General features: G+C 68.6%; 28 protein-coding genes and 1 tRNA gene. 17 read left to right on the forward strand and 12 right to left on the reverse strand.

The features are described 5' to 3' along the window. The first annotated feature begins 51 nt into the window (after positions 1 to 51). From EL493_RS07395 to EL493_RS07420, 6 genes are all read left to right on the forward strand, one after another. The gene (locus EL493_RS07395) at positions 52 to 960 is read left to right on the forward strand and encodes an NAD(P)-dependent oxidoreductase (RefSeq protein WP_022565793.1); all 909 of its coding nucleotides are present in this window, start codon (positions 52 to 54) and stop codon (positions 958 to 960) included. 36 nt (positions 961 to 996) lie between these two features. Further along, positions 997 to 1,656 carry a GAP family protein gene (locus tag EL493_RS07400; RefSeq protein WP_019044974.1) on the forward strand — a complete coding sequence of 220 codons (660 nt, stop codon included), beginning with the start codon at positions 997 to 999 and terminating at the stop codon, positions 1,654 to 1,656. 16 nt (positions 1,657 to 1,672) lie between these two features. Then, positions 1,673 to 3,364 (forward strand): SulP family inorganic anion transporter, encoded by a 1,692-nt coding sequence (locus tag EL493_RS07405; protein WP_019044975.1) that lies wholly within the window; start codon positions 1,673 to 1,675, stop codon positions 3,362 to 3,364. A 141-nt stretch (positions 3,365 to 3,505) separates the two neighbouring features. Further along, positions 3,506 to 4,432 (forward strand): esterase/lipase family protein, encoded by a 927-nt coding sequence (locus tag EL493_RS07410; RefSeq protein WP_030200522.1) that lies wholly within the window; start codon positions 3,506 to 3,508, stop codon positions 4,430 to 4,432. 104 nt (positions 4,433 to 4,536) lie between these two features. Then, positions 4,537 to 6,342, forward strand: a complete 1,806-nt coding sequence (locus tag EL493_RS07415; RefSeq protein WP_019044977.1) for an alkyl/aryl-sulfatase — start codon at positions 4,537 to 4,539, stop codon at positions 6,340 to 6,342. Between the two features lie 125 nt (positions 6,343 to 6,467). Next, the gene (locus tag EL493_RS07420) at positions 6,468 to 6,977 is read left to right on the forward strand and encodes a pyridoxamine 5'-phosphate oxidase family protein (protein ID WP_019044978.1); all 510 of its coding nucleotides are present in this window, start codon (positions 6,468 to 6,470) and stop codon (positions 6,975 to 6,977) included. Here EL493_RS07420 and EL493_RS07425 read toward each other — a convergent pair. Beyond that, a complete protein-coding gene (locus EL493_RS07425) occupies positions 6,911 to 7,678 on the reverse strand; it encodes a MerR family transcriptional regulator (protein ID WP_022565791.1) in 768 nt (255 codons plus the stop codon). The two genes, EL493_RS07420 and EL493_RS07425, sit on opposite strands and share 67 nt — an antisense overlap. A 61-nt stretch (positions 7,679 to 7,739) precedes the next feature. Here EL493_RS07425 and EL493_RS07430 point away from each other — a divergent pair, with 61 nt between their 5' ends. From EL493_RS07430 to EL493_RS07450, 5 genes are all read left to right on the forward strand, one after another. Then, complete coding sequence (locus tag EL493_RS07430) at positions 7,740 to 8,198, forward strand: DUF6194 family protein (protein ID WP_019044980.1); 459 nt, start codon at positions 7,740 to 7,742, stop codon at positions 8,196 to 8,198. Positions 8,199 to 8,243: 45 nt separating this feature from the next. After that, positions 8,244 to 9,224, forward strand: coding sequence for an AraC family transcriptional regulator (locus EL493_RS07435; RefSeq protein ID WP_019044981.1), 981 nt, complete (start codon positions 8,244 to 8,246; stop codon positions 9,222 to 9,224). 159 nt (positions 9,225 to 9,383) lie between these two features. Continuing rightward, positions 9,384 to 9,656 carry a hypothetical protein gene (locus tag EL493_RS07440; RefSeq protein ID WP_019044982.1) on the forward strand — a complete coding sequence of 91 codons (273 nt, stop codon included), beginning with the start codon at positions 9,384 to 9,386 and terminating at the stop codon, positions 9,654 to 9,656. Between the two features lie 21 nt (positions 9,657 to 9,677). Further along, on the forward strand, positions 9,678 to 10,115 hold the full coding sequence (locus EL493_RS07445; protein ID WP_019044983.1) for an iron chaperone: 438 nt from the start codon (positions 9,678 to 9,680) through the stop codon (positions 10,113 to 10,115). Between the two features lie 68 nt (positions 10,116 to 10,183). Then, on the forward strand, positions 10,184 to 10,786 hold the full coding sequence (locus EL493_RS07450) for a hypothetical protein (RefSeq protein ID WP_022565789.1): 603 nt from the start codon (positions 10,184 to 10,186) through the stop codon (positions 10,784 to 10,786). A gap of 7 nt (positions 10,787 to 10,793) precedes the next feature. On the opposite strand, the gene EL493_RS07455 is transcribed toward EL493_RS07450, so the two are convergent. Next, complete coding sequence (locus tag EL493_RS07455; protein ID WP_019044985.1) at positions 10,794 to 12,116, reverse strand: cytochrome P450; 1,323 nt, start codon at positions 12,114 to 12,116, stop codon at positions 10,794 to 10,796. A 173-nt stretch (positions 12,117 to 12,289) separates the two neighbouring features. Beyond that, a complete protein-coding gene (locus EL493_RS07460; RefSeq protein ID WP_022565788.1) occupies positions 12,290 to 12,652 on the reverse strand; it encodes a hypothetical protein in 363 nt (120 codons plus the stop codon). Between the two features lie 174 nt (positions 12,653 to 12,826). On the opposite strand from EL493_RS07460, the gene EL493_RS07465 reads away from it, so the two are divergent. Next, on the forward strand, positions 12,827 to 13,168 hold the full coding sequence (locus EL493_RS07465; protein ID WP_019044987.1) for a DUF1330 domain-containing protein: 342 nt from the start codon (positions 12,827 to 12,829) through the stop codon (positions 13,166 to 13,168). A gap of 1 nt (position 13,169) precedes the next feature. Here EL493_RS07465 and EL493_RS07470 read toward each other — a convergent pair whose 3' ends face one another. After that, complete coding sequence (locus EL493_RS07470) at positions 13,170 to 13,811, reverse strand: CatB-related O-acetyltransferase (protein ID WP_019044988.1); 642 nt, start codon at positions 13,809 to 13,811, stop codon at positions 13,170 to 13,172. Positions 13,812 to 13,840: 29 nt separating this feature from the next. Then, on the reverse strand, positions 13,841 to 14,143 hold the full coding sequence (locus EL493_RS07475) for a hypothetical protein (protein WP_126405608.1): 303 nt from the start codon (positions 14,141 to 14,143) through the stop codon (positions 13,841 to 13,843). A gap of 175 nt (positions 14,144 to 14,318) precedes the next feature. On the opposite strand from EL493_RS07475, the gene EL493_RS07480 reads away from it, so the two are divergent. After that, entirely contained in the window at positions 14,319 to 14,756 is a 438-nt protein-coding gene (locus tag EL493_RS07480) for a hypothetical protein (protein WP_022565785.1), read from the forward strand. 434 nt (positions 14,757 to 15,190) lie between these two features. Next, entirely contained in the window at positions 15,191 to 15,631 is a 441-nt protein-coding gene (locus tag EL493_RS07485) for a hypothetical protein (RefSeq protein ID WP_022565784.1), read from the forward strand. A 217-nt stretch (positions 15,632 to 15,848) separates the two neighbouring features. Here the strand turns inward: EL493_RS07485 and EL493_RS07490 are convergent, their stop codons facing one another. The 5 genes from EL493_RS07490 to EL493_RS07510 form a co-directional block, all read right to left on the reverse strand. After that, on the reverse strand, positions 15,849 to 16,097 hold the full coding sequence (locus tag EL493_RS07490; protein WP_019044990.1) for a hypothetical protein: 249 nt from the start codon (positions 16,095 to 16,097) through the stop codon (positions 15,849 to 15,851). A 53-nt stretch (positions 16,098 to 16,150) separates the two neighbouring features. Continuing rightward, positions 16,151 to 16,393 (reverse strand): hypothetical protein, encoded by a 243-nt coding sequence (locus tag EL493_RS07495; RefSeq protein ID WP_126405611.1) that lies wholly within the window; start codon positions 16,391 to 16,393, stop codon positions 16,151 to 16,153. A 90-nt stretch (positions 16,394 to 16,483) separates the two neighbouring features. Beyond that, positions 16,484 to 17,131: a Uma2 family endonuclease gene (locus EL493_RS07500; protein ID WP_022565783.1), complete on the reverse strand. Its 648-nt coding sequence runs from the start codon at positions 17,129 to 17,131 to the stop codon at positions 16,484 to 16,486. 32 nt (positions 17,132 to 17,163) lie between these two features. Further along, positions 17,164 to 17,236, reverse strand: a tRNA-Arg gene (locus EL493_RS07505). A gap of 94 nt (positions 17,237 to 17,330) precedes the next feature. Further along, complete coding sequence (locus EL493_RS07510) at positions 17,331 to 17,987, reverse strand: MBL fold metallo-hydrolase (protein ID WP_019044993.1); 657 nt, start codon at positions 17,985 to 17,987, stop codon at positions 17,331 to 17,333. A 204-nt stretch (positions 17,988 to 18,191) separates the two neighbouring features. Between EL493_RS07510 and EL493_RS07515 the strand changes: the two genes are divergently transcribed. Continuing rightward, positions 18,192 to 19,331 (forward strand): hypothetical protein, encoded by a 1,140-nt coding sequence (locus EL493_RS07515; protein ID WP_022565781.1) that lies wholly within the window; start codon positions 18,192 to 18,194, stop codon positions 19,329 to 19,331. Here EL493_RS07515 and EL493_RS07520 read toward each other — a convergent pair. Continuing rightward, the gene (locus EL493_RS07520) at positions 19,257 to 20,036 is read right to left on the reverse strand and encodes a hypothetical protein (protein WP_019044995.1); all 780 of its coding nucleotides are present in this window, start codon (positions 20,034 to 20,036) and stop codon (positions 19,257 to 19,259) included. The genes EL493_RS07515 and EL493_RS07520 overlap by 75 nt on opposite strands. 99 nt (positions 20,037 to 20,135) lie before the next feature. Next, the gene (locus tag EL493_RS07525; protein WP_030200511.1) at positions 20,136 to 21,275 is read right to left on the reverse strand and encodes an acyl-CoA dehydrogenase family protein; all 1,140 of its coding nucleotides are present in this window, start codon (positions 21,273 to 21,275) and stop codon (positions 20,136 to 20,138) included. 72 nt (positions 21,276 to 21,347) lie between these two features. On the opposite strand from EL493_RS07525, the gene EL493_RS07530 reads away from it, so the two are divergent. Beyond that, the gene (locus EL493_RS07530; protein WP_019044997.1) at positions 21,348 to 21,947 is read left to right on the forward strand and encodes a TetR/AcrR family transcriptional regulator; all 600 of its coding nucleotides are present in this window, start codon (positions 21,348 to 21,350) and stop codon (positions 21,945 to 21,947) included. Between the two features lie 19 nt (positions 21,948 to 21,966). Then, positions 21,967 to 22,350, forward strand: a complete 384-nt coding sequence (locus EL493_RS07535) for an ArsR/SmtB family transcription factor (protein WP_051719381.1) — start codon at positions 21,967 to 21,969, stop codon at positions 22,348 to 22,350. The last annotated feature ends 40 nt before the right edge of the window (positions 22,351 to 22,390 follow it).

Here is a 22,390-nt window from a genome sequence, read left to right on the forward strand (position 1 = left end):
TCGGTTCATCGCGGCGGTCGGCCGATCGCCGCGCACTGATCGGAGTCGCAGATGACCACAGCGCCACGACCGTCGGTGACCGTACTCGGCACCGGGTCCATGGGCAGCGCGCTCGCGCACGCCCTTCTCGCCACCGGATACCCGACGCACGTGTGGAACCGCAGCGTGGAGCGGACCGCCGGCCTGGCTGCCGCCGGTGCCGTCGTGCATCGCGAGATCGCCGGCGCGGTGGAGGCGGGTGCGCTGAGCATCGCCGTGCTCACCGGGTTCGAGGCGACTCGCGCGAGCCTGGCCGACGCCACCGACGTGCTCGCCGGCCGCGACGTGATCACCCTCAACAGCGGAACACCCGCTCAGGCGCGGGAATTCGCGCGGTGGGTGCGCTGCGCCGGCGCCCGCTACCTGGGCGGCGCGATCAAGAACGTGCCCGCCGCGGTCGGCGCGCGCGACACGTTGCTGTACTTCGGCGGCGACCGCGCGGTCTTCGACACCCATGCCGACACCCTGCGGGTCCTCGGCGGCGAACTCGACTTCCTCGGCGCCGAACCGGATCTCGCCGCCCTCTACGAATCGGCCGTCGGCGCGACCCTGCTGCCCGCGCTGCTCGGGTTTCTGGAAGGCGCAGCCATGCTCGCCTCACGCGGCCTGCCCGCCCGGACGATGGTGCCGTATTCGGCGAAGTGGCTGCGGATGATCGAGTCGCTGCTGCCGGTCCTGGCGGCCGAGATCGACGACAAGGACTACACCCGCCTCGGTTCCAGCGTCGGCCTGTTCCACACCGCACTCGACGACGATGCCCGGCTCGCCGCCGAGACGGGCGTGGACCTGTCGTGGCACGAACCGATGCACGAGCTGCTGCGCCGCGCGGTGGCCGAGGACCGCGGCGAGCAGAGCATCACCGCCCTGTACGAACTGCTCGGCGCCCGTGCGCCGGTTCCGGATCTCACCCACAATGTGTGACGCGGGAGTGCGGGCCGCCCGCTTAGCGTGAGCCGCATGGGCTCTGTCATCGGCGATCTGCTTCCGCTGGCGGTGGGTGTGGCGATCTCGCCGATCCCCATCGTCGCGGCCATTCTCATGATCCTGTCCAAGAACGCGGGTGGTGCGGCGCGCGGCTTCGCGGCGGGCTGGGTCGGCGGGATATTGCTGGTGACCGTGGTCGTGACGCTGCTGGCCGGGCCGCTGGGCGGTTCGGGCGACACCGAACCGTCGACCGCGGCGTCCTGGGTCAAGATCGTGCTGGGCGCGCTGCTGATCGTGCTCGCCGCCGAGCAGTGGCACGCGCGGTCCGATACCGCGGTGCCCGGCTGGATGCAGGCCATCGACACTCTCACCGTCGCCAAGGCGGCGGGTCTCGGCGCGGTGCTGTCCGGGGTGAACCCCAAGAATCTGCTGCTGTGCCTGTCGGCGGGTGTGGCGATCGGGTCCGGCGGGCTCAGCGCGGGCGGTGACATCGTGGCGATCCTGGTGTTCACCCTGATCGGCTCGGCCACCGTGCTCGCGGTGGTACTCGGCTACGCGGTGGCCGCCGACCGGCTGCGCCCCACCCTCGACAGCGCCCGGCAATGGTTGCAGGACAACAACCACGCGGTGATGGCGATCGTGCTGCTGGTGATGGGCGCGGTCGTGCTCGGCAAGGGCATCGGCGGACTCTGACGGTGGGGGGCTCGTCGTGAAGGCACTGCCGATCTTCGAATCGCTGCACGGTTATCAGCGCGGCTGGCTGCGGCCCGACATCATCGCCGGGCTCACGGTCTGGGCGGTGCTGGTGCCCGAAGCACTGGCCTACGCGTCCATCGCGGGCGTGCCGCCGGTCGTCGGGCTCTACGCGGCCGTGCCCGCGCTGGTGCTGTACGCCCTGGCCGGCAGTTCGCGGCACCTGGTCGTCGGGCCGATGTCGGCGACGGCGGCGCTGTCGGCGGCGATCATCACCCCGCTGGCCGGTGCCGACGCTGGCCGCTACGTCGCGCTGTCGACCGCGCTGGCCATCGCCACCGGCATCGCCGGATTGCTGGCCGGGCTGATCCGGCTCGGCTTCATCGCCGCGTTCATCTCCGAACCGGTGCTCAAGGGCTTCATCGTCGGGCTCGCGCTCACGATCATCATCGGCCAGGTGCCCAAGCTGTTCGGCATCGACAAGCACGGCGGCAACTTCTTCGAACAGGCCTGGGGTGTGCTGCGCGGACTCGGCGACACCCAGTGGCGCACACTGCTGATCGGCCTGCTCAGCCTGGCCGTCGTACTCGGCGTGAAGCGCTGGCTGCCGCTCGTTCCCGGTTCGCTGCTCGCGGTGCTCCTCGGCATCGTCGCGGTGCGGCTGTTCGGCCTCGACGACAAGGGCGTCGACATCGTCGGGCACATCGACGCGGGCCTGCCCACGGTCGGAATGCCCGCCGGCGTCGGCTTCGACGACTACCTCGACCTGCTCGGCCCCGCCCTCGGCGTGCTGCTGATCGGTTTCGCCGAGGGGCTCGGCGCCGCGAAAACCTATGCGGCCAAGGCGGGCTATCCCATCGACGCCAACCGGGAACTGCTCGGGCTCGGCACCGCCAATCTCGGATCCGGGCTCGGCTCGGGCATGGTGGTCAACGGCAGCCTGTCCAAGACCGCCGTCAACGGTGGGGCGGGGGCCAAGACCCAGCTCAGCGGGCTGGTGGTGGCCGCGCTGACCGTCCTCACGCTGCTGTTCCTGACCGGCCTGTTCGAGAATCTGCCCGAGGCGACGCTGGCCGCGGTGGTGATCGCGGCGGTGATCGAACTCGTCGACATCGCCGCCCTGCGCCGCCTCTACCGGGTGTGGACCCAGTTGCTCGGCAGCATCTACGGCCGGGCCGCGCGCGCCGACTTCCTCGCCGCCATGGCCGCGCTGTTCGGCGTCCTGCTGTTCGACACGCTGCCCGGCCTGCTCATCGGCGTCGGCGTGTCGGTGCTGCTGCTGGTCTACCGGACGTCCCAGCCGCATGTGGCCGCGCTGGCGAAAACCGGTTCCCTGTGGGTGGATACGGCCCGCCACCCCGAACTCGCCGCGCGACCGGATCTGCTGGTGGTCCGGGTCGAATCGGGGCTGTTCTTCGGCAACGCCGACTACATCGAGTCCAGCATCGAGAAGCTGTGCACCGACGCCACCCGGCTGGTCGTCCTCGACGCCGAGACCTCGCCCTCGCTCGATGTCACCGCCGCCGAGATGCTGCTCGACCTGCGCAACACCCTGGCGCACCGCCGGATCGACTTCCGCATCGCCCGTTCCATCGCCCAGTTCGGCGACGCCCTCGGCTCCGCCGAAGCAGGCGACACCCCGATCGGCATCTACCCGACCGTGGCCGCCGCGGCCGCCGATCTCCCCGAACATCCTCCGGCCCGCTGACGCGAAGCTGGTGCGCGAGCACGAATTCGGCAGTTCTCGCTCCGCCTTCTGTCCTGGCTGTCGACAGTGCGTGCTCGGCGATCTAGGCTATGACCGACCGGTCGGTCATAGGGCCGGGCAGTGCATGGATCAGGAGCAAACATGTCAGGCTGGCCAGCTCGCATCGCCGTGTTGTCGGCGGCGGCGATCGTCTCTTTGTCGACTTCCGCGCCCACCTTCGCCGAACCGGAACCGGAACCGTCCTACAGCTACCTCGGTGGGGTGGCGGCACAGTTCCGCGCGCCGGACACCGCGCCGCCCGGCGCCAACGACTGGGACTGCCGCCCCGATGGCGCGCATCCGCAACCGGTGGTCCTGCTGCACGGTCTCAGCAACCAGACCGTCACCTGGAACACGCTCGCGCCTGTGCTGGCCGCCGCGGGCTACTGCGTCTTCAGCACCACCTACGGCACGGGACCGCTCGGTCCGGTGGGCGCCGTGGCGCCGATCGCGGAGAGCGGCGAGCAGATCGGCGCGTTCATCGACCGCGTCCTGGCCGCCACCGGCGCCGGTCAGGTCGATCTCGTCGGCCATTCGATGGGCGGCGCGATCCCGTTCCACTACCTCAACCATCTGGGCGGCGCGTCCAAGATCGACGACTACATCGCGATGGGCGCCCCGTTCCACGGCACCACGCTCAGCGGCATCCAGTCGATGTTCGCCCAGGTCCTCGCCACCGCGCCTGCCCTGGACGTGGCGATCACGCCGCACTGCGGGCCGTGCCAGTTCACCTACGGCTCACCGTATCTGCGCGAGCTCGACCCGGATCCCGCCGCGGCGCCCGATGTCGACTTCACCACCATCGTCACGCGCTACGACCAGATCGCGACCCCCTACGAGACCGGAATGCTGACGGGCGCCAACGTCCGCAATGTCGTGGTCCAGGATCTGTGCGCCCAGGACTACACCGAGCACTACGAACTCACCGCGGACCCGGTGGCGATCGGTGTGGTGATCGCGGCCCTGGCCGACCAGGACATCGTGCCCGCGAGTTGCCGCCCGGTACTCCCGTTCCTGGGTCCGGTCTAGACGCGGCTCCGACCGGAATTCACCCACGGCGGGTGATGACGCGACCGCACCGGACACCCAGCATCGTCAGTGACGACTCGACCGAGCTGAGGAGCTGATATCCGATGGCACTGGATTTCGACGATCGCACCGATTTCGAGAACGCCGACCGTGGGTTCATCGCGACGCTGACGCCGATGCGGATCACCAAGGACGACGGCACGGTGGTCTTCGACACCAGTGCCTATTCCTTCCTGGACGGTCCGTGCCCGGACACCGTGAACCCCAGCCTGTTCCGGCAGGCGCAGCTGTGCGTGAAGAACGGGCTGTACCAGGTGACCGAGGGCATCTATCAGATCCGCGGCTTCGACATCTCCAATATGACGATCGTCGAGGGTGATACCGGCGTCATCGTCATCGACCCGCTCATCTCGGCCGAGTGCGCGGCGGCCGGGCTGCGGCTCTATCGCGAGCATCGCGGCGACCGGCCCGTCACCGGAGTCATCTACACCCATTCGCACGGTGACCATTTCGGCGGCGTCGACGGGGTACTGCCGAACGGACGCGGTGACGTGCCGATCCTGGCGCCCGCCGGATTCATGGCCGAAGCGGTGTCGGAGAACGTCTACGCGGGCACCGCCATGACCCGGCGCAGCACCTACATGTACGGCATGGGCATGACGCCCGGCCCGGAAGGCCAGTGCAGCACCGGTCTCGGTATCCAGACCTCGGGTGGCACCTTCGGCCTGATCCCGCCGACGATCGACATCACCCACACCGGCCAGCAGGAGACCGTCGACGGCGTGCCCATCGTGTTCCAGATGACGCCCGGCACCGAGGCGCCCGCGGAGATGAACTTCTACTTCCCGCGCCACCGCGCCCTGTGTCTGGCCGAGAACGCCACCCACAACCTGCACAACCTGCTGACCCTGCGCGGCGCGCAGGTGCGTGACCCGCGCATCTGGTCGCACTACATCGACGAGGCGATCGAGATGTTCGCCATCGACTCCGATGTCGCCTTCGCCTCGCACCACTGGCCCACCTGGGGCGTCGACAATATCGTCGCGTTCCTGTCCTTGCAGCGCGACCTCTACATGTACCTGCACGACCAGACCCTGCGGATGATGAACGCGGGCCTGACCGGGCCGGAGATCGCCGAGGCCATCGAACTGCCGTCGGGCCTGGCCGACGCGTGGAGCGCGCGCGGCTACTACGGCTCGGTCAGCCACAACGTGAAAGCCATCTACCAGCGCTATCTCGGCTGGTTCGACGGCAACCCGAGCTCGCTGTGGGAGTGGCCCGCGCAGGAGAAGGCGATCCGCTATGTCGAGACCATCGGCGGTATCGACACGGTGATCGCGAAGGGCCGCGCCTACGCCGACGCGGGCGACCTGCGCTTCGCCGCCGAACTGCTCAAGCACGCGGTCTTCGCCGAGCCGGACAACGCCGACGCCAAAGCCGCCCTCGCCCAGACCTATCGCCGGCTCGGCTTCGGCGCCGAGAACGCCACCTGGCGCTGCTTCTATCTCACCGGCGACGAGGAACTGCGCAACGGCGTCCGCCCGACCGTGCTGAACCTGGGCGGCGGCATGGCCGCGGCGCTGTCGATCGACCAGCTCTTCGACACCCTCGCGATCCGGGTGAACGGGCCGCGCGCGGCGGGCGAATCGTTCCGGATCGAATGGCATTTCACCGATCTCGACACCGTGATGCGGCTGACGATGTCCAACGGCGTGCTGGTCCGCACGGTCGACCCGCGCTCCAAGGCCGACATCGACCTCACCCTGAACCTCACCAAGCAGCAGCTGCTGGGCATCCTCGCGGGCAAGGGGCTCGACGGCATCGATCACAGCGGTGATCCCGGCGTCCTGTCGCGGCTGCTCGGCCTGCTCGACGATCCCGACCCGAATTTCGCGATCGTCACGCCCTGACCGAACCGTCGACGCGGCCGTGCCCACCGGGTGCGGCCGCGTCCGGATGTGGCCGCTTCGGGTTCGGCGCGGTCGATGTCTCGGTAGGGTCGGCCGTAATCGACAGGCAGGAAAGGTGGAACCCGGTGGGTATCAAGCAGCGAGCCGTGGTGCAGATGAGCGCGGAGGAGATCGCGCAGTTCCTCGACCGCAGCCGCGTCCTCACCATGGCGACGCTGAACGCCGACGGCAAGCCGCACCTGACCGCGATGTGGTTCGGGCACATCGACGGCGTCATCTACTTCGAGACCAAGGCCAAGTCGCAGAAAGCGGTGAACCTGCGCCGCGACCCCACCATCACCTGCATGGCCGAGGCCGGCGACACCTACGACCAGCTGCGCGGCGTCTCGATCGAGGGCACCGCCCACCTGATCGAGGACACCGAGTCCGAGGAGTACTGGCGGGCCGGCATCGACATCTACGAGCGCTATGTCGGCGCCTACAGCCCGGAGCTGCGGCCGTTCGTCGAGGCCATGATGAACAAGCGGATCGTGGTGCGGGTCGAGCCGACCCGGGTCCGGTCCTGGGATCACCGCAAGCTCGGCCTGCCCGCCATGCCGCTGTCGGGCAGCACCGCCGAGGGCCCGCGGCCCTGAGCATCGCCGAGCAGCGCGCGTAGCGCTGTCGCGCCGTCGACGAGTGCGAGGGAACGCGTGGTGAGCGCGGAATCCCTGGCGGCCAGTGCTTCCCGTACCGTCGCCGCGTGCGCGCGGAACTGCGGCATGATCGCGCGTACCTGCGGCACCCGGTATCCCGCGTGTCGCAGCTGGTGGACGATGCGGGCGTCGCGGACCTGGGCTGGGGAGTAGCGGCGCGCGTCCCCGGTCGAGGCGCGATCCGGGACGACCAGACCTTCCGCGTCCCAGTGCCGCAGCGTCGAGGTGCGCACGCCCAGCGCGTCGGCCAGTTCGGCGATGCTCATGGCGTCCGAACCCCGCACCTCGGTGATCGGTTCCGTCGCGATGGCTGCGGCGGCCTGTCGGGCCAGCGTCAGCTCCTCGCGTTCGGTGTGCAGGCCGGCGTGGGCCGCGTCCAGCAGCGCCGGAACGCGTGCCGGTTCGGTGTGCGCGGTTCGGACGATCCGTTTGGCCTCGACCGGACCCACCCCCACCGCGAGCGCGCGATAGGCCAGGGCCGACCGCACGTGGATCTCCCGATAGAGCCGGTGCCCGCCCGGCGAGCGCTGCGCCGGTGGCAGTACACCGTCGCGTTCCAGATTGCGGATCTGCTGCACTGAATACCCGGCCAGCCGGGCCACGTCGACAGTCCGACCAACCGGCGAGTTGAGGTTTTCCACCGGAAACTCCTCGTCATCGGGGGAAAAGTCCACACAAGCACCGGAATGAGACGCTCGAATCATGACGATAGACGAGATCATCGAGTACGTGACCGGCCTCGGCGGCGTCCTGCACCTGAACCCCGGGCCCGGCGGCGAATTCCCCGAGATCAGCTGGGGTGATTCCTTCTTCTACTACGCGCCCGACGGCGTCCTGCCGCGCACCGGCCAGCCGTTCGCCACCATCGTCACCAAGGACTATCCCGACGACACGACCTCGCGGCTCGACCGACCCGGCGTCTTCCGGCTCAACATCGCCGCCGGCCGCGACGCGTTCACCGCCTGGACCGGGCACGCGCCCGGCCATGGCCCCGACGACACGGACGCGAGCGTCACCGACACGGTCCTCGCGCATCCGGTCTATGGCGCGGCGGGCTGGCTCGCCATCGTGGCCCCGGGCGCCGCGACCGACGAGGCGGCCAGGCGGCTCCTGCGTGACGCCCACGCCCGGGCCAGAGCGCGGGCCGAGCGGACACGCTGAGAACGGAGCCGTTCGTGGCCGCACTTCGGTGCCACCATGGTTGCCATGGACGAGGACGAGGTCGTCATCGGCGGTCCGGTCCTGTCGACCGCCGAGGTCTCGGCCAGGGAGTCGTTCGACCTCTGGTCGTCGATCATGAGCGAGGCGGTGCTGCCGTGCTCGCTGGAACCGCTCGGCGACGGCCCGTTCTTCGGGTCGCTGACGCCCAAGATCATCGCCGAGACGCTGTCGATCGCCGTCGCCGCCAACTCCGCCGAGATCGCCCGGCGCGACCGTCGCCATATCGCCCGCGTGCCCGCGCCGTACGTGCTGGCCGGGCTGACACTGTCCGGGATCACCGAGGTCGCCGCCGGGGACGGGCGGTCCCTGCGGGCGCCCGCAGGCACGATGTTCATCATCGACGGCGAACACCCGCAGCAGGCGCGGACCTCGGCGTATCAGGGTGTGCTGGTGCGGGTCTCGAAGGAGGCGCTGATCCGTTCCTCGGGGTTGGGCGAGGGCGATTTCCCCGCGGTCACCCTGGTCGAGCCGGTCGCGCACGGTGGGCTGGTCATCGACTATTTCCGGCGGCTGGCGATGCTGCCGCCGCCCGCTTTCGGGGTGATCCCGCTGCTCAACGCCGGGGTCGAACTGCTCGGCGCCGCGCTCGCCGTGGACCGTGGGCGCGCGCCTGCGCCGCCGTCGGGCCGCAGGCTCGACCGGGAACATCTGATCCGGTATCTCGAGGACAACCTCGCCGACCCGCGACTCACCACGCAGCGGATCGCGGAGGCGTGCGGCATGTCCCGGCGCAAGCTGTTCCGGGTGATCGGCGCCGACGAGGGCGGCCCCACCGCGCTGTTGCGCGGGCTGCGCGTCACCCGCGCTCGTGAGCTGCTCGCGACAGCGCCGGACCGGACCGTGGCCGCCATCGCGCACGCCTGCGGCTTCACCAACGACCGCAACTTCTACCGGGTGTTCCGCGCCGAGACCGGCATGACGCCCTCGGAGTACCGGGAGTGGATCCTGTCCCGGCGGGCCGGCTGACGCAATCGGGCGAACGAGGTGGCACTTCTGGTCGCTACCTGGTTGCTGATGTCGGTCCCGGGATCGTTCATGTCTCGCCTCACACGGTTCGGTGTCTCGGCGAGGTACCTTTAGTTCCAGTTCAGAAGCATTTCGTGCGGATGACCGAAAGGGGAGGGCATGACCGTCGACCTCCGTTTGCTATCCGGCTCCCGGGCCCGGCGGACGAGCTCGATGCTCGGTCCGGTCGAACTCGCCACCGGCGGACTGCTGCTGACGGCGGCCGGGCTGGCGATGATCGGCCCGCTCGTCGCGGCCCTGCTGATCCGGCGCAGCGGCGCCACCAGCGTCGACGCCGCCGCGACCACCCCGCTGATCCTGCTGAGCGTCGCGGTGGTCCTCGCGCTGACCGCGGGCATCGGCCTCTTCGTCGCCGCCAAGTACCGCCGCTGATCGGTCGAGAGAGGAAACTTGATGGCTACGTCCAAGAGTGGCGCCGGGTTCACCGCCGAGGAACGCGCCGCGATGAAGGAGCACGCCCAGGAACTGAAGACCGCGGCCCGTCGTGGCAAGACCACCAAGGCCGACGGTGAGGCCGACGTGCTCGCCAAGATCGCCGAACTCGACGAGCCCGATCGCGGCATCGCCACCCGAATCCACGAGATCGTCAAGTCCGCCGCCCCCGACCTCACCCCCAAGACCTGGTACGGCATGCCCGGCTGGGCCAAGGACGGCAAGATCGTCTGCTTCTTCCAGCCCGCGGCCAAGTTCAAGGCCCGCTACGGCACCCTCGGCTTCAACGACATCGCCACCCTCGACGACGGCCAGATGTGGCCCACCGCCTTCGCCGTCACCGAACTCACCCCCGCCACCGAGGCCCGTATCACCGAGCTGGTGAAGAAGGCCGTCTAGCCGCCGGGTTTCCGTGCGGTGGAGGCGATTCGGTCACGGCTCGGCGGTTGTCGGTGGGCGGTGGCAGCATGCTGGGCGTGGGTGACTATTTCGAGCGGATCGTCGATGTCGAGGTGACGGCGGACGAGGCCGCCGCGCTGGCCGAGCGCGTGGTGGCCCGGTTGGTGGCACGTGGTGTGCTCGTGCGGGAGACCTCGCGGGCCGGGGTGTACAGCCTGCAGGTCGACGAAGGGTATGTGGCGGGCGCGGATTGGGGGCGGGTCGCGCAGGATTGGGGTGCCGATTGGCAGCCGGGGCCGGTGGCGGTGATCGTCGGCAGGCACCCGCATCACCCAGGTCAGGGCGCCATCCCACCGTCCGCCGCCGACTGCCCGCACTGCGACGTCACCACCGTGATCATCGACTACCCCCAGCAGTGGGAGCCCGATCCCGCCGTCTGGCAACCCTTCTCCGACGCGATCGACGACTGGCAGGAGACCGGGGCGGGCGCGGTCACCTGCGCCACCTGTGGCACGGCCAGCCCCGTCACCACCTGGGGATGGGCCGACGACTTCGCCCTCGGGGCCCTCGCCTTCGACTTCTGGGGCTGGCCACCGCTGGCCGGCGAATTCGTCACCGAGTTCGCCGACCTGCTCGGCCACCGCGTCACCCACCACACGGGCAAATTCTGACCGCGGGTCAGTCGCCGGACGCCTCCGACGCGGCGGCGGGCACGGTGGCGGCCTGTCCGAGCAGCGCGGGCATCTTGGAGAACCCGTGCAGCGTGGACAGCTGACGGCGGTGCGGCTCGCCGTCCAGGGTCAGGTTCGGGAACCGCTCGAACAGCGCGGGCAGCGCGTAGGTGCCCTCCAGCCTGGCCAGGCTCGAGCCGATGCAGGCGTGCACGCCGGAGCCGAAGGAGATGTGCTCCTTGGCGTTGGCCCGGGTCACGTCGAACTTGTGCGGCTCGGGGAACTTCTCGGGATCGCGGTTCGCGCCCGCCAGCGACACGATGATCGACTTTCCCGGTTGCAGTTCCACCCCGCCGAGTTCCAGCGGCTCCAGCGCGCGGCGCGCGGTCAGCTGCACCGGCGGCTCGTAGCGCAGCAGTTCCTCGACCGCGTTGGGCCAGCGCTGCGGCTCGGCCTGGAGCAGGTCGAGCTGGTCGCGGTGGGTCAGCAGCAGCGGGATCGCGTTGCCGAGCAGGTTCATGGTGGTCTCGAAGCCGGCGCCCATCAGCACGTTCGCGCTGGCCATCAGCTCGGTGTCGTTCAGGTCGCCCGAGGTCACCAGGGTGCTGAAGATGTCGTCGCCGGGGTTGTCGCGCACCTTCCGGATGTGCTCGGTGAGGTAGCCCTCCATCTTCGCCGTCGCCGCCATCGCGCGCCGGTGCGTCTCCCAGGAGATGCCCACGTCGAGCAGCGGTGTCACCACCTCGCCCCAGCGCAGGAACAGGTCGCGGTCGGCGGCCGGGAAGCCGAGCATCTCGCCGATCATCGCTACCGGCACCTGGGCGGCGAATTCGGCGATGAGGTCGGCGGAATCGTTGCCGGACATACCGTCGAGCAGTTCGTCGGTGACCTCCCGCACCCGGTCACCGAGCCGGGCCACCGCCCGCGGGGTGAACGCCGAGGCCACCGGCTTGCGCAACCGGCTGTGCTCGGGCGGGTCCTGCATGAACATCGACGGCGCTTCGATCGGGTTGGGCGGCAACACCACTCGTTCGGCGAGCCAGCGCAGCGGGCCCGGCACCGCGGGGTCGATCGGGGTGCGCACGCCGAACCGCCGGTCGCGCAGGATCTCCCGGCACAGCTGGTAGTCGAAGGTGGCGTAGCCGCGGGTCGGCGTGACGTGGATCCCGCCGTCCCCGCGCAGCTCGTCGATCAGCGAATACGGGTCGTCGCGGCCCTCCTCGCTGCCGAGCAGCCGCGCGAACGGATCACCCTTGCGGTTCAGCGCGAGCAAACCCAGCCGGGGCAGCCCGTGCTCGGCCGCCCACCTGACCGCGTACTGTGCGTTCATCAAAACCTCTGTCCATCGCCGACACACCGTGCGACGCATCGGACCGCGCTGGACCGGGTTGTCCGTCGAACACTCCGCGTCCCAACTGCTTTGAGCGCACGGATGCCGATCGCCGCACGGGTAGTCTTCCACGGCCGCAACCGTTGGGCACTGTTTCCGTGCGGCGCTGCCCGCTATCCGCGATAGACCTCGACATAGGCGTTGGTGGCCACCGCGACGACGCCGGGACCCATCCCCGTGCAGCCGGTGGTGACGCGCTGCCCGTCCGGCGTGAACGGATAGCTCAGCGCGTAGTACGGCCCGATCGCGTACAGCGGGAACGGCCCGCTGGCATAGAGCCCCACGCAATCGACGTGCAGCACATAGTTGCTCCCCCCGTCCGGCTGACAGACCGCCGACGCCCCGAACAGATCCCGCTGCACCGCGCAGTCCTGCGGCGCCGCCTGCGCCGACCCGGACCCGATGATCGCCACAGCGGCCAAACCCGAAATCCCAGCGACCGCGACCCGGGCCGCAGCGACAAGTACTTGTTTCATATGGAAACTCCTCCGGTGTCACGGTGATCGTCGGACAAGCTCCCCGAAATGTTACGTCGGCGAAGGATCCGGCTACGGTCACGCGCCGCCGGAATTACCTATAGACGACAGATTCCGCACCGCCCCTTGCTGCCTAGCGTGGTGAGCACACCGAACGAAGCAAGGAGCGAAACCATGACCGCCTACGCCATCGCCCACCTGCGGGACGCGCAGCCGCACCCCGATATCGCCGACTACATCGAGCGCATCCCCGCCACCTTCGCCCCCTACGGCGGCCGCTTCCTCGTCCATGTCACCCCGCACGAGGTGAAGGAGGGCCGCTGGGACGGCGGCGTCGTGGTCATCGGCTTCCCCGGCATCGACGAGGCCAGGGCCTGGTGGGACTCACCCGCCTACCAGGAGATCGCGCCCCTGCGTTCCCGTCACATCGAGGGCGACATCATCCTGGTCGCCGGCGTCTCCGAGAACTACGACCCCGCCACCACCGCCGCGACCATGCGGGCCGCCCTGGCCTGAATCAGCCCGCCGCGGCTTCCAGTTCGTCGACACTGCCCGACATGAGAACGCGGAGATGGCGGGTGATCTCGGACAACGGCCAATCCCACCAGGCCACCGCCAGCAACCGCGCGATCTCGTCGTCGCTGTAGCGCTTCCGGATGAGCCGGGCCGGATTCCCGCCGACGATCCCGTAATCCGGCACATCCGCGCTCACCACCGCCCCCGCCCCGACGATCGCCCCGTGCCCGATCCGCACCCCCGGCAACACCGTGGCCCCATACCCGAACCACACATCGTTCCCCACCACCGTGTCCCCCCGATCGGGCAACCCGGTGAGCAGATCGAAATGTTCCGCCCACCCACCACCCATGGTCGGAAACGGAAACGTCGACGGCCCGTCCATCCGATGATTGGCCCCGTTCATGATGAACCGCACCCCCGTCCCCACCGCGCAGAACTTCCCGATCACCAGCTTCTCCGGCCCATAGTGATAGAGCACGTTGCGCGTCTCGAACCCCAACGGATCATCCGGATCGTCGTAATAACTGAACTCACCCACCTCGATCAACGGCGAGCTGACCAGCGGTTTCAACAACACCACCCGAGGCTGCTCCGGCATCGGATGCAACACAGTCGGATCGGCGGACACCAGCGGATTCATCAATGTCCTCTGCTCGAAAACTTCCTCCATCACACAGACTCTCTCACCACCTGATGCGCATGAATGTCTGTACCCGCCGCAGCTTTGGTCGCGGCAGCTTTGATCGCGCCGGGGCTCTCGCCCACCATCGCTGGTGCAGCGCCGGGCAATGCCGCATGCCATGTGGAGGCGAACAATCCACACCACTCGAAGGGGTCGCCCGGTTGGATCGTCGGCAAAGGGCGAATCTCCTGCACGGCCGCCATCGACTCGTTGGACGTGTTGGTCCAGCTCGAGAAGAAGGAGAACGGAAAATGGGTTGCGGTCGGTACGTCTGGGAGTAATCCAGTCACCGGGCCCAAGGCGAACGAGAAGTACACCGCTCAGGGCCAGTTGCAGTGCCAGCCAGGCGAGTTCAGGACCGCTGCCAAGGGGAGCGGCGTATACGGGGGTCGCCCCTCCGGGTCGATGGCATGGCAGTATTCGGGAACGGTGACGAACCCCTGTGGCTGAGCAAGGAGTGCAACGGTGAGCGACCAGGGCGGCTGGGAAGAATTCGTTCTCGGGTTGTGCGATCTGGCGGTGAAGTTTGATGCCGAGGCCTACCTGTATGAATCGGTGGTCTCGCTGGCTTCACGGACTCCCCGTCAAGGCCACGAGTCAGCCACCGTGCGGATCACCCGTTTCGATGATGAAGCGGCACGGATCGAGACCGGATGGTGCTTCGATCTGGTCGTTGACTATGTCGCCGGAGACCACAGCCGTCCGGTGCCCGCACTCGGGTTGGTCGAAGCGATTTGTTCGGGCAACGCCGAAGAACACTGCCTGATCGACGCCGACGGTCGATGGGTTGGAGTCGTTTTCGAGGCTTGGGCTCCCAATGGTGACCGTTGGAAATCGGGAAGCCTGGACAGTCCCGAACAGCGCGCGACACGGCGGTTTCCCAGCTGGATCGACCTGAACTGACGACGTAGCCGGCGAGGACCGGGCCGCGGTCGAAGCCGAGTTCTCTTCGGCCGTGGCTCACTTCGTCGGCTGGTACGCGGGACCGCGTTGAACATTGCGGACGGGAAAACGTCAAGCGCATGTCCCCGCAGCGTCTCGAGGAACTGATCGCCTCGCTCGATGAGTGGCAGTCATCTGACGAGGTTCAACGGCGGTGGGGACCGGTGACCTTTCAGTGCTGGCCACCGCCATTTCTTACCTCTCTCGATGCGCTCGTCATGAACGCGAGCACGACCATAAGCCGTCGGCGGCCCACGTACTACTGGTCCGCCGTATCGGAATCGGAGACCCCATGTCGCACCAAGTCACCCTCCATCGCAGCGAAGACTGGGTCCATGGCATGGCAATATTCGGGAACGGTTACCAACCCCTGTGGCTGAGCAAGGAGTGCAACGGTGAGCGACCAGGGCAGCTGGGAAGCACTCGTTGTCGGGTTGTGCGACCTCGCGGTGAAGTATGACGCCGATACATTCCTCTACGAGGAGGTAGTAGTCCTATCCGCGCGCGTAATCCAGCCCGATGGTCAGTCTCGTGGAAGCATCCGGGTCACCCGCTTCGATGACGAAGCTGCGCGGATCGAGACAGGTTGGTGTTTCAACATAGTTGTCGACTATGTGTCCGTGGACCGCGACCGCCCGGTTCCTGCGCTCGGGTTGGTCGAGGCGATCTGCTCCGGTAATGCAGAAGAACACTGCTTGATCGATGACGACGGCCACTGGGTCGGGATTGTCCGTAGTGCATGGTCATCGGAAGGTCATCGATGGGAGTCGGGCAATCTGGACCGCCCCGAACGGCGAGCGACTCGACGATTTCCCAGCTGGATCGACCCGGACTGACAACGTAGCCGGCGAGGCCCCCGCAGCCGCGGTCGATGCCGAGTTCTCTTCGGCTCCGGCATCGGATGCAGCACAGACGGATCGGCGGACATCAGCGGATTCATTACGCACACCTTCCTCCATCGCGCAGACCGGCCATGCTTCCCGCCCGGATACTTCGCGACCGAGGGCTGGTCGCAATCTGCCCTCAGCAGAGTTCGAGTCCGCCGGACCGGATTCAGATGAGGTCCAGCTCCCTGAGATATAGATACCAGGGGTCGGTCGACCACCACGCCTCGTTCCGGCCTTCGTGAGGACCGTAGATGTCCAGGTACCGAGGTCCCAACGCCACCGTGTCGATGAACTCCGCCACGCTGCCGCACCGCAGCACGAACCCGGTATCCAAGGCATGCCGGAAGTACAGGAAGTCGAAGATGAACATCGCTTCGGTATCGACATCGACGACGATCGACGAGTTGTCTCCCACCCGGCCGACGGTCAGCGTGTTGCCGACATCGATGACCTCACCGTTGTGATCGATCAGCCGTTGCGGACGAAACTCTCTGTGCCCGTGGAACTCCAGGTCACCGAACTGCGGCGCATTCGGTCAGCGCACAGAAAGCTCGAAGTCCCCCCCGGCAGATGCTCGGCCCCTGCCACGCCCGCGGGGAGCGACAAACGCGAGACGTCGTATATCTCGCCGAACTCCTCGTCCTGTTCGAATCGACGCTCGAATTCCTCGACCGCACCCAGTCGACGCAGCAATTCGATCTTCGCGCCCATGGCGCGCAATTGGCCTGCATGTATTCCCTGAAGTCTTGTCGTCGAGACGCCGCCTCGCCGTGAAGTCTAGGCAGCAGGACTGACAGGCTCTCAGTATTCGAGGTCGGCCCAGCTCAGGGTGAGTGGGAAGGGGTGGTTCAGTTCGACTTCGGGGTGGACGGTCGGGGACCACTCGCTGACCAGTGCGTACTGTCGCGGGCGCAACGGGGTGACGCCGGGCGGAAGGTCGGTGGGAGTCGCCAGCACGTAGGTCAGGATGGTGTCGATCCGGCGGCCTTCGCGATCGAGCAGTACTTCCCAGTACTCTTCGATCCCGGCCTCGGCGTAGCGCGCCTGTTTCATCAGCATTTGGCCGATGTGGTTGGACGGGGAGAGCACTTCGCCGACGATGACGACGTCCTCGGCAAAGATCGGTGTCCACGGCTCGTCAGGGCAGTGATAGACCATGAAATCCGGGGTGAGGAAATCATCCTTTGCGCGACTCAGGAAGACGTTGGTCTCTGTGTCGACCTGCCAGCACTCACCGGGGCGGGTTTTCATGCTGCGTCGCGCGGCGTTCTCCAGTGCGTTGCGCAGGCGCGTGGCGAAGCGCTGGTGTTCCGGCGGGCCGGTACGAACCCACACCGGGCGCCCTTTGATCAATTCGATGCGCTCTGACTGGTCCGGGGGCAGGGCGCTCAACTCGGCCCAGGTCATGCGATCCGGCAGCGGGGGGAACTTTGTCGACGGATTCGACATTGTCGTTCCTCCTCGCGCCAGGCGGATTCTTGTGCCCTCGGCAGGATTCGAACCTGCGACACCCGCTTTAGGAGAGCGGTGCTCTATCCCCTGAGCTACGAAGGCGGGGTTGTTCGGTGGTGGGGACCGGGCTTGGGGGACCGGTTCGAACCGAGCCGAGTATAGCGTGCGGGGGTGGGGTGACGGAGTCGGTGGGGGATCAGAGGAGGGTGCGTTCGCCGGTGGGGAGGCGGTGGTACTCGGGGTTGCCGGGGAAGAGGGCGCTCATCTGGTCGGTGAGGGCTCGGCCCGCGTCGATGAGGTCGCCGTCGTGGATGGGGACGATGACGCGGGGGCGGACGGTGTCGACGTAGTCGACGGCGTCGGCGAAGCGCATCCAGGGGCCGCTCACGGGGAGGAACAGGACGTCGACGGTGGGGTCGCCGGGGAGGGTGGGGAAGGCGTCGCCGGGGTGCAGGAGGCGGGTGTCGATCAGGTAGGCGATGTTCGGGGACGTCGGCAGGGTGCGGTAGATCTCGGCGTGTTCGCCGACGAACGCCTGCACGGGTAAGCCTGCGGCGGTGAAGGTCTCGTCGCCGGTGACGGCGGTGATCCGGGCGGTGGGGGCGCCCGCGGCGGTGAGCTGGTCGGCGACGTCGGCGGAGGTCCAGGCGTGGCTCTCGGGGTTCGAGGTGAGGGCCGCGGCCAGCCGTTCGACATCGACGTGGTCCTGGTGGTCGTGGGTGACCAGGAAGGCGGTGACGCCGCTGAACGCGTTGGCGGGGGCGAACGCGCCGGGGTCGATCACCAGGGCTTGGCCGCCGTGTTCGAGGCGGATGGTGGAGTGCGTGAAAGAGGTAACCGCGATCTGCGTCATTCTCGTTCTCCCGCTCGGAATGGTCTTGGTCGCGCGCAGCATCGAGGATACCGGCCGGGGTCGCGCGACACGCTGATCTGAAACGCCTGTGAGCGTCTGGCCTGCGGGTTTTGTGGTCTAGCGTTCCCGTCGGCTTACGCCCGGGGGTTACTTGTGTGCGCGCACGACTTGCTGCTGTCTGTCGAGGAGTGGGAGAGGAGGGTGATGTTCCGAGCTCGGATCGTTCGTGGGATCGTGCTGGCCGGGATGGTGTCAGGAGCCATGTCGGTCGGCGGGGTGGCGGCGGCGGACGACGGTCGTGCGCTGGCGGTCGACGCGCGGGTTTCGGTGGCATCACCCCAGCCGGAGTCGATGTTCGGCGGGCTGGCGGCTTGGTTGCCACCCGAGCTGCGGCAGCCGGATCGGCTCGTCGATCTGCTCGGTGGGCTGGTCGACCTCGGGCCGTTCGCCGAGTGGATCGGGCCATGGCAGGCGCCGCCGGAGGTGGGGCCGCAGGCCGGACCGCCGGTCGACGCGCAGGCGCCGCCGGACGACCCCGGCGCACGGCCCGCGTCCGGCCCGGTGACGGCGACCGTCGCGGTGTCTGCCGAAAGTGACGTAGAGGCAACGCCTCTCGTGATGCCGCCGGTGCACGCGACCCCGATCGAGCTCGGCGAGGGCCCGACGGGCGACGAATCGATCGATACCGCACCCAGCTCCGCCTACGACTCCCTCCATCACGCGTTCCTCGGCTTCGCCGTCGCCGCGATGGTGATCGCCTTCGCCCTCGTCGCCAGCACCGTGCTGACCGGCACCGTTCCGGCTGGTGGTCCCCGTCGGCGTGCGGTCGGCCACCGGACTGCCTGGGATCGGGCACCTCGCGGAACGCGCGGTTCGGAACCTGCGGACCGGCCTGCGGTGCCGCCGCCACACCACAAGCTGGGCCGAGGTCCCGACCTGAGATCCGCACCCGGCCGTCGGGCCGCGCCCGAGCAAGAAGTGTCGCCGTGTTGCGATCCCGGCGACCGGTTCTCGACGTGGTCCGCTGCCGTGCTGGGCTGGGACCCCGCAGGCGATACGTCGTCATCGGCCGGTCCGGACCGCGATCCGGGCGGCGGAAAATCGGCTTCAGGGCGATCGAACCGAGACATGTACGCCCACAACACTTCCCAACCGCACTGCCGATGCGGTCGGAGCCGGGCCGACACCGATCACCTGGTGGGCGCGCGAGCCGGCCCGCGGCGCAGTACCGGCGGCATCGGCAACGCCAATGCCCCACCCCGCCCGGGTTCAGAACCCGTCGAATCCGCCCCCGTCGAATCCACTGTCGAACCCGCCATCGGAGGAGCCGCCCCAGTCACCTGAATCCTGACCCGGGTCGTACCCCGGATCCTGGCCGAAGCCCTGGTCGCCTTGGTCGAGTGCCGCTTCGCCGGTGCCGTCCTCGAACGCCTGGGCGTCGTAGCCGACTCCGGACATCCCGGCGAACAATGTCGTGAACAGCAGTGCCGAACCGGCGCCCCAGGCGCCGGCTATCAGCGCGGGCTTCCACCACGGCTCCGAATACCACCCCGCGGGGACCGGGCGACCGGCCACCCGACCGCCGGGGTAGTAGTTCGGCGTGCCCTGGGACGGGGTGGGGGAGGCGGCGATGCGGCGGCCGTTGTGCTCGACGACCCGTGGCCGGTCGACCTGTCCCGCGATGTCCTGACCATCGAGGGCGGGGACCGGCGGGCCCGGGTCCATATTCATCGCGGTGCGCGCCGCCCGGATGTAATAGAGCCCTTCCAGCGCCGTCTGCTTGGCCAGGCGGGCCTGGACGGGCGAGTTCGCCCGGTCCATCTGGCCGCCCGCGGCGTTGTAGCGCTCGGACGCGTCGGCCAGGGCCTGCCGGGCCGCTTCGTTGCGCGGCGACAGCTGGTAGACCTGGCCGCCGAGGCGTTCGATCGTCACCCTGGCGTCGGCCTGCGCTTCTTCGAGCTCGCGCGCGGTCCGCTTGTTCTGTTCGGCTCGCAGGTACAGCAGCGCCGCCACGCACACGACGACGATCACGATCAACCACCACAGCATCGCGCACCTCTTTCGTCCGAGGTCTCGAGATGCTGTCCAGTTTACTGATCGGTTGCCGGAAGCCTCGCAGCCGCGATGATCAGCGCGTTGCGGGGTAGCTCAGCCCGCGAGATGACGTGCGATCACCAGTCGCTGGATCTGGTTGGTGCCCTCGAAGATCTGCATGACCTTGGCCTCGCGCATGTAGCGCTCCACCGGGAAGTCCTGGGTGTAGCCGTAGCCGCCGAAGACCTGCACCGCGTCGGTGGTGACCTTCATGGCGGCGTCGGTGGCGACCAGCTTGGCGACGCTGGCCTGGCGCGAATACGGCAGGCCGGCGTCGCGGCGGCGGGCCGCGTCGAGGTAGGTGGCACGGGCGGTGTCGACGGCGGCGGCCATGTCGGCGAGGACGAAGCCCAGGCCCTGATGGTCGATGATCTTGCGGCCGAAGGCCTCTCGCTCCTTGGCGTAGGCGACGGCCTCGTCGAGGGCGCGCTGCGCGAGGCCGGTGGCGACGGCGGCGATACCGAGGCGGCCCGCGTCCAGCGCGCTGAAGGCGATCGAAAGGCCCTGGCCCTCTTCGCCGATCCGGCGTTCGGTGGGCAGGAAGGCGTCGTCGTAGGCGGCGGTGGTGGTGGGGATGCCGCGCAGGCCCATCTTCTCCTCGGGCTTGCCGAAGCTGAGGCCGGGGGTGTCGGCGGGGACCAGGAAGCAGGAGATGCCGCGCGAGCCCTCGCCGGTGCGGGCGAACAGGGTGTAGAAGTCGGCCCGGCCGCCGTTGGTGATCCAGGCTTTGGTGCCGGTGATCCGGTAGCCGCCGTCGACGGGGGTGGCGCGGCAGCGCAGGGCGGCCGCGTCCGAACCCGCGTGTGCCTCGGACAGGCTGTAGGCGCCGACGGTCTCGCCGGACAACATGCCTGCCAGCCACTGCTGCTTCTGCTCGTCGGTGCCGTAGGTGAACAGCGGATGGCACGACAGGCCGTGCACGCTCACCGCGACGGCGACCGCGGACCAGCGGCTCGCCAGTTCCTCGAGCACCTGCAGGTACACCTCGTAGGGCTGCGCGCCGCCGCCGAACTCCTCCGGGTACGGCAGGCTCAGCAGCCCGGCGGCGCCGAGCGCGGGGAAGACGCCGTCGGGGAAGACGCCGGTCTTCTCGCTCTCGGCGACGCGCGGTTCGAGCACCTTGTCGGCGATGTCGCGGGTCAGCTCGATCAGCTCGCGCGCTTCGTCGGTGGGCAGCATCCGGTCAACAGCCATGCTCGACACAGTACGTCCAGCATTGAATTGCGTGCAAGGCAGCACGGAATTTTCGGGCCCTATACTGTGGTGATGCCGGAGTTGCCACCGAACAAGCATCAGGAGAAGAGTCTGCGGACGCGGGCGCTGCTGCTCGATGCCGCGATCGAGAGCCTGGCCGAGGCCGGCTACGCGGGCGCCTCCATCGCCGACATCACGGCCAGGGCGGGCGTCACCCGGGGCGCGCAGCTGCATCAGTTCCACACCAGGAGCGAACTGTTCGCCCAGACCATCGGGCATCTCACCGAGCGACAGCGCGAAGCCATGCAGCGCCGGGCCAGGGCCCTGCCCGGCGACACCGCCGCGGGCGCGGTGCTCGTGGAACTGGTCACCGCGACGTTCGCGGGCAAGCTCGGCCGCGCCGCCGTCGAGCTCTATGTCGGCATCGCCAACGACCCGCCGTTGCGTCGCGAGATGCTGCGGGTCCAGCACGAGCTCACCGTGGAACTGCTCGACCGCTGTGCCGGGCTGATCGACCCCGCGATCACCCGGGAGCGGCTGGAGAGCACCTTCTGGCTCACCATCAACCTGGTGCGCGGCGCGACCCTCGACGAGATGGTCGGCCGCGACCGGGTCCGCCGCAAGCAGGTGCTGGCCGACTGGACCGCGCTGGCCGACCTGGCCCTGCGCTGAGCGTGCCTATCATCTGCGCATGAGCGCAGACGGCCGCCCGGCATCCGCACCACTGGCCGACGATCAAGTGGGGCTGGTCGTCGAGGTGTTCCGGATGCTCGCCGACCCCACCCGGGTGCGGGTGCTGTGGGCGCTGGCGGCGGGGGAGCTGTCGGTGAACGAGCTGGCGGCCGAGGTCGGCAAGCCGGGTCCGTCGGTGTCCCAGCACCTGGCGAAGCTGCGGATGGCCCGGCTGGTGCACACCCGGCGCGAGGGCACCACGATCTACTACCGCCTGGAGAACGACCATGTGCGCAGGCTGGTCGTCGACGCCGTGCACAACGCCGAGCACGCGGGTCCCGGTGTGCCGGCGCATCATCGGGGACCCGGCGCCGAGCCGCCGCACGGCGCGCAAGAGGGCTGACGCTGAACACGCGGTTCACCAGGAAAAGTTGCACTGGGAA

This window comes from Nocardia asteroides (assembly GCF_900637185.1).
In the GTDB taxonomy this organism is placed as follows: domain Bacteria; phylum Actinomycetota; class Actinomycetes; order Mycobacteriales; family Mycobacteriaceae; genus Nocardia; species Nocardia asteroides.